Consider the following 16,273-nt stretch of genomic DNA (forward strand, 5'->3'; position numbering starts at 1 on the left):
TCGTCGACTTCGATACTTGCTTGCACCAGCGGATCAGTACCTTCCCTGATTTTGGAAACCAGGGATGGGCCACGGCGGGCGCAAGACTCAGTCGAACAGGCCCAGGACGCTCGCGAACAGCGCGCTGCCGGGCGACGCGAGCTGCCGCAGCAGGCTGAAATGATCAGCCTCTGCCTCGACGTGGAGGGCGCTGCGGTTGCCGGCCTCCGTCCAGGCCTTGTGCAAGCGCTGGCTTTGTCGAAGGAAGGCCGGCGTCTCTGCGCCGCCGACCGCGATCAACGCGGGCACCATGCCGCCGCGCACCCGATGCAGCGGCGAGCAGGCCATGGCGCCGGCCTCGTCGAGCCGCAGCCTGTCGTTGAGCGTGGTTGCCACCAGCGGCACGAGGTCGAAGATGCCGCTCAGCGCAGCGATGCCCGCGATCGCGTCGGGTGCCGATGGCCAGCGCGACAGCGCCAGTTCGACCGCGATGTGGCCGCCCGCGGAATGCCCCGCCACCACCAGCGGCGGCGACGCGCCGCCGGGCGCGGCCGCGTGCGCGCGTATCGCCGGCACCGAAGCGCGCGTGGCGTCCACGAGTTCGGCCAGCGACACGTCGGGGCACAACGGATAGTTGACCAGCGCCACGTTGAGTCCGGCCGCGGTGAAGGCCGGCGCGATGAAGCGGAAGGTCGACTTGTCGCGCGACTGCCAGTAACCGGCATGGAAGTAGGCCAGCGTTCCGCGCGGCCTTCCGCGCGCGGCGAAGAAGTCGAAGGTCTGACGTTCCAGCGGTCCGTAGCGCACATGCAGCACGCAGGATTCGGCGGCTACCGCAGCCCGGCTCTCGGCCTCGTAGGCCGCCAGCAGCGCCGGGAAGGTTTCGCGCGCCTGTCCCTGCACATACTGGAACTGCGGATCGTTCATGTCCTCAGTCGGCCTTGAGGCCTGAGGTCTTCACGAACCGGGTCCAGCGCTGCAACTCGCTGCGCACCAACGTGGCGAACTGGTCGGGCGAGTTGGCGGGCGCCGCCTCCATGCCGTACTCCGACAGCTTTTCGCGAAGCTCGGGCAGGGCCATGATGCGTGCGAGTTCCTGATTCCATTGCAGGATGATGTCACGCGGCGTGTCGGCCGGCGCGACGAGGCCTTCCCATTCGCGCAGGTCGAAGCCCGCGACGCCGCTCTCGGCCATGGTCGGCACCGAGGGCAGCGCGGCCAGCCGGTTCGGGCTGGTCACGGCCAGCGCGCGCAGCTTGCCCGTGCGCACCATCGGCACCGCCGCCGAGGTGGTGGCGAACATGGTCGTGACATAGCCGCCGAGCAGAGCCTGCACCGCTTCGGCCGGCCCCTTGAACGGCACGTGCAGCATGTCGACCTGGGTCAGCTGGCGGAAGGACTCGCCCAGCAGGTGGGCCGGCGAACCGTTGCCGCCCGATGCGTAGGTGAGCTTGCCCGGCTCGGCGCGCGCCAGCTCGACCAGTTCCTTCGCGCTGCGCGCGGGCACCGTGGGTGCCACCACCAGCGCGTTGTAGAGCCAGACCAGATTGGCGATCGGTGCGAAGTCCGCCGCGGTGTCGTAGGGCACCTTGCCGAACAGCGCGGGCAGCACCGCGTGGGTGAGGAACATCACGCCGACGGTGTAGCCGTCGGGCGCGGCCTTGGCGACGACATCCATGCCGATCATGCCGGTCGCGCCCGGCCGGTTGTCGACGATCACCGGCTGCTTCCAGGCCTGCTGCAGGCGTTCCGCGACGAGGCGCGCGAGCACATCGGGCGGGCTGCCCGGCGGCAGCGGCACCACGATCCGGATCGGTCTTGCGGGATAGCCCTGCGCCCATGCGGGCACGGCGGCCGCGAGCGGCGCCGCACCGAGCGCGCCGAGGAGTTGCCTGCGCTTCATCATGATGCCTGCGCCGCCGACGACACGGGCGGCAGGAAGATGACGTCGTAGTCGCGCGCCGCCGCCACCACCTCGGCGGGGCTCGCCATGTTGTGGATGCGCCGGTAGAGGTCCAGCAGCTTGCCTGCCGGCGCGGCCCAGAACAGGGCCGTCACCGGCTCGCCGTAGTTGTTGAAGAAGGCATGCGGAATGCCGCGCGGCATGCGCACCAGGTCGCCGGCGCCGGCGGAGGTCTTCTTGCCGGCCAGCAGCAGGTCGATGCGGCCGTCGAGCACGAAGATGTACTCGTCCTGGTGCGGGTGCACGTGCGGCGGCACGAAGGTCTCGACCGGGAAGGTCGCGTGCCACGAGAAGCTGTCGTCGCTGACCTGCTTGGGCACATAGATCTGGCCGAGGATGTTCCACGAGACGCCGTCGATGCCGGTCTGCGCGCGCGTGATGTCGGGGATTTCGCTGGTCACTGGGAGACTCCTTCCAGGCGGGTGAGCCGGTCGAGGGTGGGATGGACGAGAGGATTGGTGGAGGCGAAGCGCGGCTTGAAGCGCTGGCGCGCCTCGGCCAGGTCTTCTTCGTCCCAGTAGCCGATGAGGATGCCGCCCTCGGAGATGCGCGGCTGGATCTCGATCGACTCGATGGTGCCGTCGGCGATGGTCCCGCGCTGGCGCGGCTGGCGCGCCCAGCGGAACAGGGCTTCATGCAGGCGCCGCCGCACGTCCTCGTGTTCCGGTGCCGCGCCCAGATCGATGAACTCGTGCGGATCCGAGGCGAGGTCGAACAGCATCGGCCGGTAGCCTTCGGCCAGCACGTATTTCCAGCGGCCGTCGGAGATCATCCGCAGCCAGGCGTCGCGCGACGGCGTGCCGAGTTCGATGCGCGAATCCTGGAACGCGTAGTCGTACTCGCAGACCACGTGCTCGCGCCAGTCACGCGGCCGCTCGCCGAACAGCAGCGGGCGCAGCGAACGGCCGTCCATGACATGCGGCACCGCCACGCCGCCGCAGGCGTCGAGGAAAGTCGGCGCCAGGTCCACCGCCTCGACCAGTGCGTCGCAGCGCGTGCCACGCGTGGTGTCGGCGCGCGGATCGGGGTCGTAGACGATCAGCGGCGCGCGGATGATCGGCTCGTGGAAGAGATCCTTCTCGCCCATCCAGTGATCGCCCAGGTAGTCGCCGTGGTCGGAGGTGAAGACGATCATCGTGTTCTCCATCAGGCCGCGCGCCTCCATGAAGCGGAACAGCTCGCCGAGCTGGTCGTCGATCTGCTTGATCAGGCCCATGTAGCCCGGCATCACGGCATCGCGCACGCCTTCGCGCGAGAAGGTGCGCGACACGCGGTGGTTCATCATCGCGCCGTAGACCGGGTGCGGATCGTGGCGCTCGGCCTCGCTGCGCACCACCGGCAGTGCGTCCTCGGGCTTGTACATGCTCGCGTAGGGCTCCGGCACGATGTAGGGCCAGTGCGGCTTGATGTAGGACAGGTGCAGGCACCAGGGCTGCTCGCCGGACTCCGCGATGAAGTCCATCGCGCGGCGCGTGATGTAGGGCGTCTCCGAATGCTCGTCGGGCACACGGGCTGCGCGGTTCGAATATTTCAGGAACCAGCCCGAGCGGATGCGGCCTTGGTCGTCGACCGTCGAGTTGGCCCAGCTTTCCCAGGGGTTGTCGCCGCCGAACCCCTGTGCGCGCAGGTAGTCGTTGTAGCTCGGGTCGGGATCGTGGCCGGAATAGGGATGAATGCCGTCGTCGCGCTCGTAGGGATCGAAGCCGCATTCGGCGATGCGAACGCCGATGGTGGATGCCGGATCGATGCCCAGCCGCGACATGCCTGCCAGGTCGGCGCGCATGTGCGTCTTGCCGACCAGTACCGAGCGCACGCCCAGCGGACGAAGGTGGTCGCCGATCGTCATCTCGCCGGCCTTGAGCGGCACGAAGTTCCAGCTCGCGCCATGCGAGTGAACGTAACGGCCGGTGTAGTAGCTCATGCGCGACGGTCCGCACACCGGCGACTGCACATAGGCGCGGTCGAAGATCACGCCGCGCGCCGCCAGCGCATCGAGGTTCGGCGTCTTCAGCGTCGGGTGGCCGAAGCACGAGAGATGGTCGTAGCGCAGCTGGTCGCACATCACGAAGAGGATGTTCTTCACGCGTCGTTTCATCCGGGTCTCCTGGGGGCGGAAGTGGTCATGCGGTCGGATGCTAGTGGCCGCATCGGCCGGTGTCGCGTCACATGTTTTGATGTCGATTACCATGGGTTATCGCCCCCGGAGTCCTCGTGCGACTGCAACACTTCCATCTGCTGCTGACCCTTGCCAGGACCGGCAGCCTGCGCGCCTCCGCGCAGATCCTCAGCGTCTCGCAGCCGGCGCTGACCAAGGCGCTGCGCCAGCTCGAGGAAGAGTTCGGCACCGCGCTGGTGGTGCGCACGCCCAAGGGTGTGCGGCTGGCGCCGGCCGGCGAGCTGCTCGCCGCGCGGGCCGCGACGGTGGTGCGCGAGATCGAGCGCGCGCGTGAAGAAGTGGCATGGCACCTGCGGCATGCGGAAGCGCAGGTGACGATCGGCGTCTCGCCGGTGGCGGCGATCCTGCTGGCGCCCGGCGCAGTGGCGCGCTTCGGCACGCGCTGGCCGCAGGTACGGCTGCGGATGCGCGACACGCTGTACCCGCGCGCGCTGGAACAACTGCGCACTGGCGAGCTGGATCTGGCGCTCGGCCCCTTGCCCGGCGAGGGCGCCGGGCGCGATCTGCTGGTGCAGCCGCTCTTCGAGAGCCAGGCCCTGCTTGCGGCGCGCCGCGGTCATCCTCTCGCGCGCGCGAAGAAACTGGCGCAGCTGGTCGACGCGGGTTGGGTGCTCACCGGTCCGGCGGGTGGGCCGGGCGATCCGCGCAACCTGTCCTTCGATGCGACGGGCGAGCGCACGCCGCAGGTCCGGCTCGAGTGCGAATCCTTCGCCACCCTGCTGGCCCTGATGCCCAGCCTGGACGTCATCGGGATCATGCCCAGGGGCTTCTTCGATCGCTACGGGCCCGCCATGGATCTGGTCGAGTTGCCAATCACCGATGTGTTGCCCAACACCACGATCCACGCGGTGTATCGCGCCGATGCGCCGCTGACGCTGCCGGCGCAGCGGCTGCTGGACGCGTTCATCGCGGAGGCCCGGGCGCAACGCAAGGGTTGACGCGCCGCGCCGCGCCGCGAACCGGGCTCGCGTCGCCGTCGACGCTCAATCCATCGCGTCAGGAAATCGTTCGATGTGGCCTTGTCCGCGGTGCGAGAAATACTCGACGTGGCGCCCGGCAATCCAGACGAAGTACCCGACGCAGCCGGCCGCCATCGCCAGCTGCATGAATTCCGGATAGCGCAGCTCGTCGCGCTGCGCGCCGCGGATGGCGGCCTGCAAGGCGGCCGCATCGAAGGCTTGCGGAACCGCGATCTCGGGTGCCGGCAGCGGCACCGCATGCCACTCGCCGGAAGGCAGGTAGTAGGTGGCCTCGCGGCGGCGGAAATCGGCGTGGTAGGCCTCCACGCCTGCGGCCTTCAGCAGGCCCACGCCCTCGCCGAAGGTGCTGCGTCCGGCATGCGCGTCGGCTGCGCTGCGTTCGATGGTGCTCTTGATCGAATGGTCCATGGTGATGCTCTCCCTTGAAAAAATCGCGCGCCCTCAGTCGGTCGGCACGTGGCGCAGTTGATGAATCCGCACGAGCTCCCGCATCAGCCGGACGAGCTCTTCGCGCGACGCTGCGGGCAGCGTGCCGAAGAACGCCGCGTCGTTCCGATCCGCGAGCCGGGCCAGACGAGGCACCAACTCGCGGCCCGATCGGGTCAGCCGGATGCGGTGCGCGCGCAGGTCCGTCGCGTGGGCCACGGTTTCGGCCCAACCCTTGGCGACCAGGCGCGCGACGATCTTCGACACCGCGCCCTTGGTCATGCCCAGTGCCGCGACCAGCGCTGCCGGCACAGCGTCCGGCGCGTCGAAGAGATGCCGCAGCGCAACCCATTCGGACACCGAGACGCCCTCGGCCTCGACCCGTGCCTGGAACGCGGCGGACACATGGTTGGAGACGAAGCGAAGCCAGAAGCCGACATGCGAATCCAGTGCGCTGACGGCTCGATCCGCGTGGGGGCGGCGTTGCGGTGGAGCGCTGGTTCGACGCGGCTGCGGCATGGCGGTACGGGGAGTTGACGGGTGCTTTCCAGCATAGTTTCCAGGGAAACTATGTCAAGCCGTGGCGCTCGCAAACGATTTCGCCAAAAAGCCACGCCGATGACCCCTGGGTTCGAGCAATTTGTCACCACTCGCGCTGTCGATCCAATGAACCCATGGTGCAGAGCAAATGTTAAATGTGAAGATGTCACATAAGGTAGTATCACGACACATCTAGACACGTGCTCCACGAGGTGTCCCCGACCAGGATCCGGATCGCGAAGCGATCGAAAGATGACCGATGCATCAGGTGAAGAAACAGCTGCCGAACGCACTTTCGCTCGCAAGCCGACCTCGCCCGCGGGCTCGGTGCTTGCCGGCGCGAGGCTTCACGTTGATCGAGCTGATGGTGACGGTCGCGATCGTCGCCATCCTCGCGGCGATAGCCTATCCGTCGTACATCGCCTACATCGTGCGCTCCAACCGGGCGGCGGCGCAGGGCTACATGTTGGAGCTCACCAACCTGCAGCAGCGCTACTTGCTCGATGCGCGGGCGTATGCCCCGGACCTTGCGACGCTGAATTCGACCATCCCCGCGAACGTGTCGTCCAACTACAACATCACGACACCGCTCAAGTCCGGAACGACGCCACCGGGCTTTACCGTCACCGCCCAGCCGATCAACGCCCAAGCCGCCAGGGACACCGCCTGCGCGACGCTGACCATCGACGAAACCGGGTTGAAGAACGCGACAGGACCTCAAGGAGTTGCAGGGTGCTGGTAAGCCGCGGCCATCCGCGGCGTCATGCACGCGGCTTCACGTTGATCGAGTTGGTGACCACCATCACGGTGATGGCGATTTTTGCCGGGCTGGCGCTTCCCTCGTTTCGCGAGTTCGTTGCCAACCAGCGCATCCGCAATGTGTCCTTCGACCTGATGGCCTCGTTGACGCTCGCGCGCAGCGAGGCCGTGACGCGCGGCATCCCCGTGACGCTGAAACAGTCCTCCTCCAGTTGGGACCAGGGCTGGAAGGTGATCGCGACCGACGCCAGCAACACGATCATCCAGAACCAGGAGGCCTACAAAGGCCTCTCCATCACCGATTCGGCCTCGCTCGGCGCCGTTTCCTACGGGAAGGATGGCCGCGCCGTGACGGCGAGCACCAAGTTCACCGTGGCGCCATCGATCGCGATGACGGGTGTCAGTTCGCGCTGCATCTCGATCGGCCTGAGCGGCGTGCCGAGCAGCAGCATGGGAGCTTGCCAATGATGCTTCGCTCCCGGACGCGCACCGTCCACAGGATCAAACACCAGAACGGCATCGCGCTCATCGAGGTGCTGGTTTCGCTCGTCATCCTGCTGTTCGGCCTGCTCGGTCTGGCTGGCGTGAGCAGCCGCGCCAACCTTGCAGAAATGGAGTCCTACCAGCGCATCGTGGCCGTGCAGCTGGTGCAGGACATGGCCGACCGCCTGAGTGCGAACCGCAAGGTCGCGACCTGCTACTCGAACGGGACGACCGGCGTTCAACTCGGCTCCGGCGCCACGACCATCCCGGCCTGCACGGCGGGCAATGTCCAGCAGCAGACGCAAGCCGCTGCCGACCTCGCGGCCTGGAGCAACATGATCAAGGGACAGGCCGAAAAGACCCAGTCGGGCACCAGTCTCGGCGCCATGATCGGCGCGGTCGGCTGCGTGACGCTCGACGACCCCGTCAACAACATCTATTTGATCGCCGTCTCCTGGCAGGGCCTCGCCAAAACCGCGGCGCCGACCTTGTCCACCGGCTCCGCCTTCCCGTGCGGCAACGGTGCCTATGGCGACGAGAAACTGCATCGCGTCATCACCACCAAGGTTCAGATCGGAACGCTGTCATGAAGGTGCGCAAGCTGTCTCGCGGGCCTCGCCATCATCGCGGCTTCACGCTGGTCGAACTGATGGTGGCCCTCACGCTCGGCCTGTTCCTGATCATCGGCCTCATCAGTCTCATCGTCTCGACGATCAGCACGCGCTCCGAGCTGGACAAGTCCTCGCGCCAGATCGAGAACGGCCGCTACGCCCTCGAGTTGCTCAGCGAAGATATCCAGGCCGCCGGCTTTATCGGCCGGACCGGGAGTACCGCCTTCAACCCTGTCCTGCCGATCGCCTGCCCCACGAACATCGCGAGCCTGGGCTACTCGGCGGCCACGAACCCAGGCACATCCAGCGTACCGCTGCCGATCTACGGGCCGAACGCGGCACCGTCCTGCATCAGCAATGTCATGGTGGGCACGGCCATGCTGGTCGTTGTACGTGTGAGCACGAACCCCGTGCTGGCGCCTGCATCGGCCGTCGCGACGGAAATCTACCTCCAAGTCTCCGCCTGCGGCACCGACACGGTGCCTTTCGCAATCGCCAGCGGCGCCTCCACCGCGAGTTTCAACTTGATGAGCAAGGACTGCGTGTCGAGCAAGCCCGCGCCCCTGCGCAAGGTCGTGCAGCACCTCTACTACGTGAGCACCTGCAATGTGTGCGGTACCGACACGACCCCCACGCTCAAGATGGCCGAATATGTCAACGGCGCGATGACCATCACGCCGCTGGTCGAGGGCATCGAGAATCTGCAGTTCGACTACGGCATCGACATCGATGGCAACGGTTCGCCCGACTGCTACACCAGCAATCCGACCAGCCCGCCTCTCGCCGAGATCGCAACTTCCGTCTGTCCGCAGACGACGCCGCCTTACGACTGGACGATCGCTGCCAACAACTGGGGCAACGTGATGGCGGTACGCATTCATGTCCTCGCACGCAGTACGGAAGGCAGCGCTGGTTGGACCGACAAGCGGAATTACGACCTGGGTCTGGCCGTGCCGGCCGCGGGCCCGTTCAACGACCAGATCAAGCGCCACGTCTACAGCACGGTCGCGCGCCTGTACAACATCTCGGGCCAAAGGGAAGCGCCATGAACGACCTCACGCATCGCGGTGCGAAGCACACCCAATCGGGGGCCACGTTGCTGATCTCGATGATCTTCCTGGTGGTGCTCACGCTGATTGTCGTGTCGGCCATCAAGGTGACCAACGTCAACACCAAGCTGGCCACCAACATGCAGATCCAGAAGGAATCGGAAGCGGCTGCCCAGCAGGCGATAGAGACCGTCATCAGCACCGACTTCACCACGCTGGCGCCGCCCCAGACGGTGCCCGTCGATATCAACAACAGCGGGCAGCCCGGGTCGACCTACCAGGTCAGCATCTCCCCGCCGCCGACATGCGTCAGCGTCAAGCCCATCAAGCTGAGCGAACTCGATGCGAGCAACGCCGAGGACGTGCCTTGCTATGCAAGCGGCGCGGGGCAGAACACCGGCATCGTCGGCGCAGGAACAAGCGGCGACTCGCTGTGTGCGAACTCGAACTGGGAGATCACGGCGACCGCGACCGCGCCCGGCGCTGCAGCGAGCGCGCCCGGCGTCATGGCGACAACGAACACCACGGCGGTCCAGGGCGTTGCCACGCGCGTCGCACTGGGTAGCTCCTGCTAGGCAACCCGCCCATGTACTGCCCCACCCACTTTCTGACCCGCCTTGTTCCGAGGAAGTCTCTGCCATGAAATCCTCCGTCTTCATCAAACTGGCATGGGCCTGCGCCCTCCTGCTTGCCGGGGTCGCCGCCCGCGCCGACGATATCGATATCTACGGTGGGGTCGCCGGCGGGGCGGCTCCCAACATCCTCATCATTGTCGACAACACATCGAGCAACGACGCGAACTACCCGTCATCCTGCCCATTCTCCAGCGCGGCACCGAACCTGCCCAACATCACTTTGTTGGACATGGTGTACTGCTCCGTCTATGGTGCGCTGGATGCGATCAAGAGTCAGCCTTCGTTGTATGGCAAGTTGAATATCGGCCTGATGAGCGGCGGCTCGGGCTCCAACAAGGGGGGTCAGATGTACTACCCCGGCACATCGCCCTACAACCTGCCGTCGATGGATCTCACCGGCATCACGAATTTCCAAAGCGTCATTGCCGCCGGAATTCCGAAGGCGACGGGCAACGCCAAGCTGGATGGCGACATGCAGGAAGCGTGGGCCTGGTACACGGGTACCACCGGGCCGAGATCGGGGACGTCCTATGCAGCCCACATCGGCACCCAGTCCTGCCAGAAGAGCTTCATCATCCTGATCGGCGCGGCGTCGAAACAGGGCCGGCCGGACAACGGATCCGGCTTCACCAGCGCGAGCGACCTCGCCGCTGCCGGCGCGACCGCTGCGCAGCAGGTCCCGATCAACACCTCCAACCTGGGCTCCAACACAGGTGATGACAGCGCATGGATCGACGAATGGGCGCGCTTCTTCAACCAGTCGAATTTCAACACCAGCGATCCGACCGATCCGCAGAACATCGTCACTTACACGATCGCTGCCGGCGGAACTGCGCCTGACTACACCCAGATTCTGCGCAGCACAGGTATCCAGGGCGGGGGTAAATCCTTTGTCGCCGGCGATTACAACTCGATGGTTCAGGCGCTCCTGCAGATCTTCAACGAAGTGCAGGCCGTCAACAGCGTCTTCGCCTCGGCGAGCCTGCCTGTCAGCACGAATGCCCAGGGCACCTATCTCAATCAGGTTTTCATGGGCACCTTCCGGCCGGACGCCACGGGCGCTCCCCGCTGGATGGGCAATCTGAAGCAGTATCAATTGGGTGTGGACACCAGCAATCCCGTGAGTCCGGTGGTCTATCTCGCCGATGCATCCCGGGGTCCGTATCAACCCAATACCACGGCCAACTCGGCCTTGAGCTCGGCCGGCACGGGCTTCATTTCGCCGACGGCGATCAGCTTCTGGACCCGCAAGGATCTGACCACCTCGCCGGATGCAGCGCCACCGACCGGCACCAACGGGTTCTGGGTCAACCATCCGCAGGGCGCGAGCGGTGCGTTCGATTCTCAGGACGGCGAGTTCGTCGAGAAGGGCGGCGTGGGCCAGCAGATCCGGCTTGCCAACCTCAAGGACGACTATGCGGCGAATCCCGCCGGGCCGCGCAATGTCTATACCTGCCTGGCAACAGGCGGCGCCAACTGCGCATCCAATACCCTGCTTTCGTCGATGCCTTTCGCAACGACCAACACGAACATCACGGCAAGCATCCTCGGCACCAATGGCCCGGCGATGGCCATCTCGTCGATCACTCGCAGCACCAACACTGCGACGGTCACGCTGGCTGCGGCGCCAAGTCCTGCGCTCACGCCGGGCCAGGCCATCACAGTCGCGGGATCGAAGTACCCGGAATTCAACGGGAACTTCTCCATCACGCCGCTGACCGCGACGACCTTCAGTTATCCCGTGACCGTGGATCCGCCCACGCCATCGAGCGGCAGCTACAGCGTCAGCGTGCCCTCCAATCCGATCAAAATCACGTCGCTGGTCCGATCGGGGACGACCGTCACTGCCACCACCGCCGCAGCGCATGGCTATGTGACGGGAAAGACGGTCACGATCGCCGGTGCGGCGGGTTCGCGCTACAACGGCAGCTACACAGTCACCAGCACAGGTGCCAACACATTCACCTACGTCATCACCGATGGCCCTGCGACGCCCGACGGCGGGGGCAAGGCCACTGTCGGGACTACGTCGTATGTCATTCCCGCCGCCAGCATCGTGCGCGACGCGAGCAATGCGAGCAATGTCTCCAACGTCACCGTCTCGTTCTCTTCGAACATCACCTTCGTCGCCGGCAACCAGGTCACGATCAGCGGCGCCGGCACGGGCGGTGTCAGCCCGTACAACGGGACCTGGACCGTCACGAGCTGCCCCAGCGGCTCCAGCAAGAAAAGCTTCTGCTTCAATATCCCTTCCACGCCCAACTCACCGGACACCGGTTCCTCGATCACCGCAGACGGTGGGACCAGTCCGCTCGCCATCACGAACCTCACGTACACGACGGGCCCCTGTTCGGCCACCGCCTATTCGACAGTGCTTGTCACTGCCACTACGCCGTCGAAGCCGACTTTCGCGGCCGGAGACACGGTGAGTGTGGGAGGGACGGTCGCAGCCAACGAGAGCGCGTACGTCGGCAGCTTCAAGGTCGTCGGCGTCTCATCCACCGGCTTCACCTACAACATTCAGACCAGCCCCGGCAGTGCCTCGAGCTGCACCGATACCACCGCGGGCATGACGGCCTCGGCGCAAGGCGTGAGCCGGGATGCGCTGATCAATTGGGTGCGCGGAAGCGACAACGTCGGCGACGAGCCGAGCCCGGGCGGCGGCATCACGGTCCGTCCGTCCGTGCACGGCGATGTGCTGCACTCGCGCCCGGCCGTCGTCAACTACGGAGGCTCGACCGGGGTCGTGGTGTTCTACGGCGCCAACGACGGCATGTTCCGTGCCGTCAACGGCAATCAGCCGCCCACCGCCAATGGCGCACCGGCGCCGATGGGCTTCTGCACCGTGTCTTCCGACTGTGCGATCGGAGGGGTCGCGCCGGGCGGAGAACTGTGGAGCTTCGTGCCGACCGAGTTCTATTCGAAGCTTCAGCGGCTCTACAACAACAGCCCGGTCGTCAAGATGCCCAGCACGCCGACGGGCATCGTTCCCACGCCGCAGTCGAAGGACTATTTCTTCGACGGGAGTCCGAGCGTCTACCAGAACGGCAGCAACGCCTACATCTTTCTCGCGGCGCGACGCGGCGGCCCGGTCCTCTACGCGCTCGATGTGAGTTCGCCGACGGCGCCGCGATTCATGTGGAAGCACACGAACCAGGATGCCGGATTCACCGAACTCGGCCAGACCTGGTCGCAACCCAAGGTGGCGATCCTCAGCTGTCGCCAGAACCCGAATTACGACCCTCTGGCTTGCGATCCTTCGGCCACTCCGCCGAAGGATCCGGGATATCCGGTGCTGGTATTCGGCGCCGGCTACGACACGAACGAGGACATCGAGCCGCCGGCTGCGGACACGATGGGGCGCGGCATCTTCATCGTGGATGCCGTCAGCGGCAATCTCCTGTGGAGTGCCAAGCCGGGCGGAAGCACCGACAGCTGCATCGGGAACCCGTGCAAGCTGCTGAGCATGACGTACGCCGTGCCGGCCGACGTCACGCTGGTGGACCGTGATTTCGACGGCTTCATCGACAGGCTGTACACGGCCGATCTGGGCGGCAATATCTGGCGTGTGGACCTGAAGCCGCCGGCGGGCGCGCCGAATTTCGGCCCGAGTACCTGGCAGACGACCTTGTTCGCGGCGCTGGGCGGCACGGGGACCACGAAGCGCAAGTTCTTCTTCCCGCCCGACGTCGTGCTGACGAAGAACTTCGACGCCGTGCTGGCGGTCACGGGAGACCGGGAGCACCCGCTGGCGAGCCAGCAGGCCAACAGCATCGTGAATCGCTTCTACATGATCAAGGACACGAACGTGGGCATGAGCGCGTCCGGCTGGACCGCGATGCGCGACGACACGAGCAGCACCGCCGATGCTCAGCCTCTCTCGCTGTTCAATGCGACATCGACGCCCTATGCCGGGTCTCTCAATGGCTTCTACGTGACCCTGCTCGGGCTGGACAGCAAGGGCAATACGTCGCTCGGCGAGAAGGGGGTGAACGCACCCACCACCGTGGGTGGGCTGGTTCACTTCGGAACCAACCAGCCCTCGGCGCCCAGCGCGAACAGCTGCAAGGCCAATCTGGGTACGGCACGCAGCTACGAGATCAATTTCATCAACGGCACAACGAACCAGACCGTCCTCGATGGCGGCGGCCTTGCGCCCTCGCCGGTATTCGGCATGGTCACGCTCATCATCGACGGAAAATCGAAGCAGATCCCCTTCCTGATCGGCGCGGGCGGCGGCGGCGGTGGCGCCGATTCGCGCTCGAGCATCGGCGCACAAAGGCCGGACATTCCGATCAAGGCGGCGAGGAAGAGGACCTATTGGTATCGGAACATCGACCCCTGATTGTTGAGCTCGCGCGGATTTCCCCGCCTTTCCGGTTCGCTCGATGTCGGACAGCACCTTCGTCGGAAGGGGCTGTCCGGCATCGAACCGACCGTCACGTGTTTGCTACATTAGCCAGCTATCCACTGGCTTCACCGAACGGACGTGTCATCTCTTCATGGATAACCGACTCGCTTGGGCCCAGGCCGCCTGTGCACGCGTCATGCGTCCATTGGTCAGGCTGGGGTTGGCCTTAGGGCTCAAGCATCGGCACCTGGAAGAGTTGATGCGGGATCTTCTCCTGGACGAGGCACGCCGCGTGTGGCGCACCCAGGGCGTCAGCGAGCCGAACATCAGCCAGTTGTCCGTCACGACGGGATTGAACCGCAAGGCGATCACCGCCAAGGTGCGGGAGACGGCCGACGCTTTGCCCAGCATGGACGTATCGGCCGCCGCAAAGACGTTCACGATGTGGTTGCAGGTACTCGCCGATGACCCCGCATCCCGGCGTCTGCCGATCACCGGCGAGGCGCAGGCGCAGTCCTTCGAGAAGCTGGCCAGGCAAGGCAGCCGCGGCAACGTCCATCATCGCGCGATCCTGGACGAACTGGTGCGGCTCAACATGGTGAGCGAGGACGGCGGATACGTCGAGCTGAAGGCCGATGGCTTCGTGCCCGCGCAGGATCTCCAGTCGATGCTCGCGTTCATGGGGGACAATTCACGCGATCATCTGCTTGCTGCCGTCTCCAATATCCTGGGCGAACGATCGCCAATGCTCGAGCGGTCGGTGTATGCGAACGGCCTGAGCTTGCAGGACTGCGAGAATATCCATGAACTCGTGCGACGGCGTTGGAACGCGCTGCATCTCGAACTCACCCGCGAGATGACCCGTGTTGTCGATGGGGCGGGAGACGCAGGCTCGGGCCGGATCCGTGTCGGCATCTATACCTATTACGAAGACGCCGAGAAACCATCGGGTAGCGGCGGAAGCGAATCATGAACACCAGATTTTGGCGCGGCGGCCTCAACACCCTTTTGATCGCACTGCTCATTTCGTGCGGTGGGGGCGGCAGCAGTAGCGGCAGCGTTTCGGCGAACGTCGCCGCCTCGACCGACGGCGGCACGCTCACTGCGACCGTTGTAGCGGGCGGCGGCACGGACAGCGCCAGCAGCAGCGCGGCCAGTGGATCGACAACCACCGCCTCGAACGGAAATGGCTCGGGCGTGGGGTCTGGCGGAACGGGTATCAGCGTCGCGGGTGACGCTACCAGCGTGGGCGCGGTCGACGGCATTGGAAGCATCATCGTCAACGGCCTTCGCTACGACATCGACAGCGCGACCATCGATCTTCGGGATGCTGCGACCCTGCAGATCGGCATGTCGGTCAAGGTCATGGGCTCGGTCGACGCCTCGTTCACGAATGGTGTCGCCACGCAAGTGACGTCCGCTGCGGATTTGCGCGGGCCGGTCACGGCCATCGATCCTATCGGGGGCAGCTTCGCCGTCATGGGGACGACGGTGACCATCGACGAGGCAACCGTCTGGGCCGATGTGCCCGGACTGGCCAGCCTGATACCTGGCACCACGATACAGGTCTGGGGCCTTCCGGCAAGCCCTGGCGTACTGCGCGCCACGCGTGTCCAGCAACAGATCCCGAGTGCAGCACCCATTGCAACGGGAACCGTTCAGCAACTGGATTTGGCAAGAGGTACTTTTGCGCTGGGCGGCCTGACGGTCGCGTACGGTTCAGCGAGTTTTGCCGGCGGCATCAACCCGACCACTCTGACGAACGGCACCATCGTGCGTGTCCGTGCGGACACCCAGGCCTCACCAGGCTTGCTCATGGCCACGCAGGTCGAAAGCTGGTACCCGATCCCCGGGGCGACCGGCACGCCGATCCAACTGGAAGGCGTGATCACGAACTACGCAGCGCTGAACTCCTTCCAGGTCCTGGGAAGATCCATCAATGCTTCCGCCGCCCAGATCACCGGAGGGCAAGCCTCCAAGATCGGCAACGGGGTGAAGATCCAGGTCGGCGGCACGCTTGTCAATGGCGTGCTGGTTGCGACGGAAATCAAGATCAAGCACATTCCGGGCGCCGGCGCGCTGCCTTCTTTCACGCTCATCGGCTCGATAGGCAACTATGTCTCGGCAGCGAGCTTCCGCGTGCATGGGCAATTGGTGGATGCCAGCGCGCCTGACGTGGTGTTCGTGAACGGAACACAAGCAAACCTGGCGAACGGCGTGAAGGTGACGGCCGTGGGCGCCGAGGTCGTGAATGGGATCCTGCTCGCCAGCCAGGTCAGCTTCGGCCCATAGCCGCGATCGAGGCGATCAGCCGGCTTGCG

General features: G+C 65.6%; 15 protein-coding genes. 9 read left to right on the top strand and 6 right to left on the bottom strand.

The window, feature by feature from the left end; genetic code table 11:
* Positions 1-87: 87 nt before the first annotated feature.
* The 4 genes from WDLP6_RS09620 to WDLP6_RS09635 are packed head-to-tail and all read right to left on the bottom strand — an operon-like array spanning position 88 to position 4,037.
* Positions 88-906: an alpha/beta hydrolase gene (locus WDLP6_RS09620; protein ID WP_162592142.1), complete on the bottom strand. Its 819-nt coding sequence runs from the start codon at positions 904-906 to the stop codon at positions 88-90.
* Between the two features lie 4 nt (positions 907-910).
* Positions 911-1,882: a tripartite tricarboxylate transporter substrate binding protein gene (locus WDLP6_RS09625; protein WP_162592143.1), complete on the bottom strand. Its 972-nt coding sequence runs from the start codon at positions 1,880-1,882 to the stop codon at positions 911-913.
* Positions 1,882-2,343: a cupin domain-containing protein gene (locus WDLP6_RS09630; protein ID WP_162566808.1), complete on the bottom strand. Its 462-nt coding sequence runs from the start codon at positions 2,341-2,343 to the stop codon at positions 1,882-1,884. Before WDLP6_RS09630 ends, WDLP6_RS09625 begins: the two co-directional genes overlap by 1 nt.
* The gene (locus WDLP6_RS09635; RefSeq protein WP_162592144.1) at positions 2,340-4,037 is read right to left on the bottom strand and encodes an alkaline phosphatase family protein; all 1,698 of its coding nucleotides are present in this window, start codon (positions 4,035-4,037) and stop codon (positions 2,340-2,342) included. The genes WDLP6_RS09630 and WDLP6_RS09635 overlap by 4 nt, the downstream gene beginning before the upstream one ends.
* A gap of 116 nt (positions 4,038-4,153) precedes the next feature.
* On the opposite strand from WDLP6_RS09635, the gene WDLP6_RS09640 reads away from it, so the two are divergent.
* The gene (locus WDLP6_RS09640; RefSeq protein ID WP_162592145.1) at positions 4,154-5,056 is read left to right on the top strand and encodes a LysR family transcriptional regulator; all 903 of its coding nucleotides are present in this window, start codon (positions 4,154-4,156) and stop codon (positions 5,054-5,056) included.
* 45 nt (positions 5,057-5,101) lie between these two features.
* Here WDLP6_RS09640 and WDLP6_RS09645 read toward each other — a convergent pair whose 3' ends face one another.
* Entirely contained in the window at positions 5,102-5,506 is a 405-nt protein-coding gene (locus WDLP6_RS09645) for a DUF1398 domain-containing protein (RefSeq protein ID WP_162592146.1), read from the bottom strand.
* Positions 5,507-5,539: 33 nt separating this feature from the next.
* Complete coding sequence (locus WDLP6_RS09650) at positions 5,540-6,043, bottom strand: MarR family winged helix-turn-helix transcriptional regulator (RefSeq protein ID WP_162592147.1); 504 nt, start codon at positions 6,041-6,043, stop codon at positions 5,540-5,542.
* Positions 6,044-6,323: 280 nt separating this feature from the next.
* Between WDLP6_RS09650 and WDLP6_RS09655 the strand changes: the two genes are divergently transcribed.
* From WDLP6_RS09655 to WDLP6_RS09690, 8 genes are all read left to right on the top strand, one after another.
* A complete protein-coding gene (locus WDLP6_RS09655) occupies positions 6,324-6,806 on the top strand; it encodes a type IV pilin protein (protein WP_162592148.1) in 483 nt (160 codons plus the stop codon).
* Entirely contained in the window at positions 6,797-7,291 is a 495-nt protein-coding gene (locus tag WDLP6_RS09660) for a GspH/FimT family pseudopilin (protein WP_162592149.1), read from the top strand. Before WDLP6_RS09655 ends, WDLP6_RS09660 begins: the two co-directional genes overlap by 10 nt.
* A complete protein-coding gene (pilV, locus tag WDLP6_RS09665) occupies positions 7,288-7,896 on the top strand; it encodes a type IV pilus modification protein PilV (protein WP_232077011.1) in 609 nt (202 codons plus the stop codon). The genes WDLP6_RS09660 and pilV overlap by 4 nt, the downstream gene beginning before the upstream one ends.
* Positions 7,893-8,966 carry a PilW family protein gene (locus WDLP6_RS09670; protein WP_162592150.1) on the top strand — a complete coding sequence of 358 codons (1,074 nt, stop codon included), beginning with the start codon at positions 7,893-7,895 and terminating at the stop codon, positions 8,964-8,966. The genes pilV and WDLP6_RS09670 overlap by 4 nt, the downstream gene beginning before the upstream one ends.
* Positions 8,963-9,541, top strand: a complete 579-nt coding sequence (locus tag WDLP6_RS09675; RefSeq protein ID WP_162592151.1) for a pilus assembly PilX family protein — start codon at positions 8,963-8,965, stop codon at positions 9,539-9,541. The genes WDLP6_RS09670 and WDLP6_RS09675 overlap by 4 nt, the downstream gene beginning before the upstream one ends.
* 64 nt (positions 9,542-9,605) lie before the next feature.
* Positions 9,606-13,946, top strand: coding sequence for a hypothetical protein (locus tag WDLP6_RS09680; RefSeq protein WP_162592152.1), 4,341 nt, complete (start codon positions 9,606-9,608; stop codon positions 13,944-13,946).
* Positions 13,947-14,103: 157 nt separating this feature from the next.
* Entirely contained in the window at positions 14,104-14,925 is an 822-nt protein-coding gene (locus tag WDLP6_RS09685) for a DUF6502 family protein (RefSeq protein ID WP_162592153.1), read from the top strand.
* Positions 14,922-16,244, top strand: coding sequence for a DUF5666 domain-containing protein (locus WDLP6_RS09690; protein WP_162592154.1), 1,323 nt, complete (start codon positions 14,922-14,924; stop codon positions 16,242-16,244). Before WDLP6_RS09685 ends, WDLP6_RS09690 begins: the two co-directional genes overlap by 4 nt.
* Positions 16,245-16,273: the final 29 nt, after the last annotated feature.

The organism is Variovorax sp. PBL-E5 (assembly GCF_901827185.1).
Lineage (GTDB): Bacteria > Pseudomonadota > Gammaproteobacteria > Burkholderiales > Burkholderiaceae_C > Variovorax.

Bases quoted from the DNA above. Each gene is read 5' to 3' on its own strand.
- WDLP6_RS09655 (WP_162592148.1), top strand. From the start codon at position 6,324: ATGCATCAGGTGAAGAAACAGCTGCCGAACGCACTTTCGCTCGCAAGC.
- WDLP6_RS09650 (WP_162592147.1), bottom strand. From the start codon at position 6,043: ATGCCGCAGCCGCGTCGAACCAGCGCTCCACCGCAACGCCGCCCCCAC.
- WDLP6_RS09685 (WP_162592153.1), top strand. From the start codon at position 14,104: ATGGATAACCGACTCGCTTGGGCCCAGGCCGCCTGTGCACGCGTCATG.
- WDLP6_RS09670 (WP_162592150.1), top strand. From the start codon at position 7,893: ATGAAGGTGCGCAAGCTGTCTCGCGGGCCTCGCCATCATCGCGGCTTC.
- WDLP6_RS09680 (WP_162592152.1), top strand. From the start codon at position 9,606: ATGAAATCCTCCGTCTTCATCAAACTGGCATGGGCCTGCGCCCTCCTG.
- WDLP6_RS09690 (WP_162592154.1), top strand. From the start codon at position 14,922: ATGAACACCAGATTTTGGCGCGGCGGCCTCAACACCCTTTTGATCGCA.
- WDLP6_RS09675 (WP_162592151.1), top strand. From the start codon at position 8,963: ATGAACGACCTCACGCATCGCGGTGCGAAGCACACCCAATCGGGGGCC.
- WDLP6_RS09645 (WP_162592146.1), bottom strand. From the start codon at position 5,506: ATGGACCATTCGATCAAGAGCACCATCGAACGCAGCGCAGCCGACGCG.
- WDLP6_RS09620 (WP_162592142.1), bottom strand. From the start codon at position 906: ATGAACGATCCGCAGTTCCAGTATGTGCAGGGACAGGCGCGCGAAACC.
- pilV (WP_232077011.1), top strand. From the start codon at position 7,288: ATGATGCTTCGCTCCCGGACGCGCACCGTCCACAGGATCAAACACCAG.
- WDLP6_RS09635 (WP_162592144.1), bottom strand. From the start codon at position 4,037: ATGAAACGACGCGTGAAGAACATCCTCTTCGTGATGTGCGACCAGCTG.
- WDLP6_RS09625 (WP_162592143.1), bottom strand. From the start codon at position 1,882: ATGAAGCGCAGGCAACTCCTCGGCGCGCTCGGTGCGGCGCCGCTCGCG.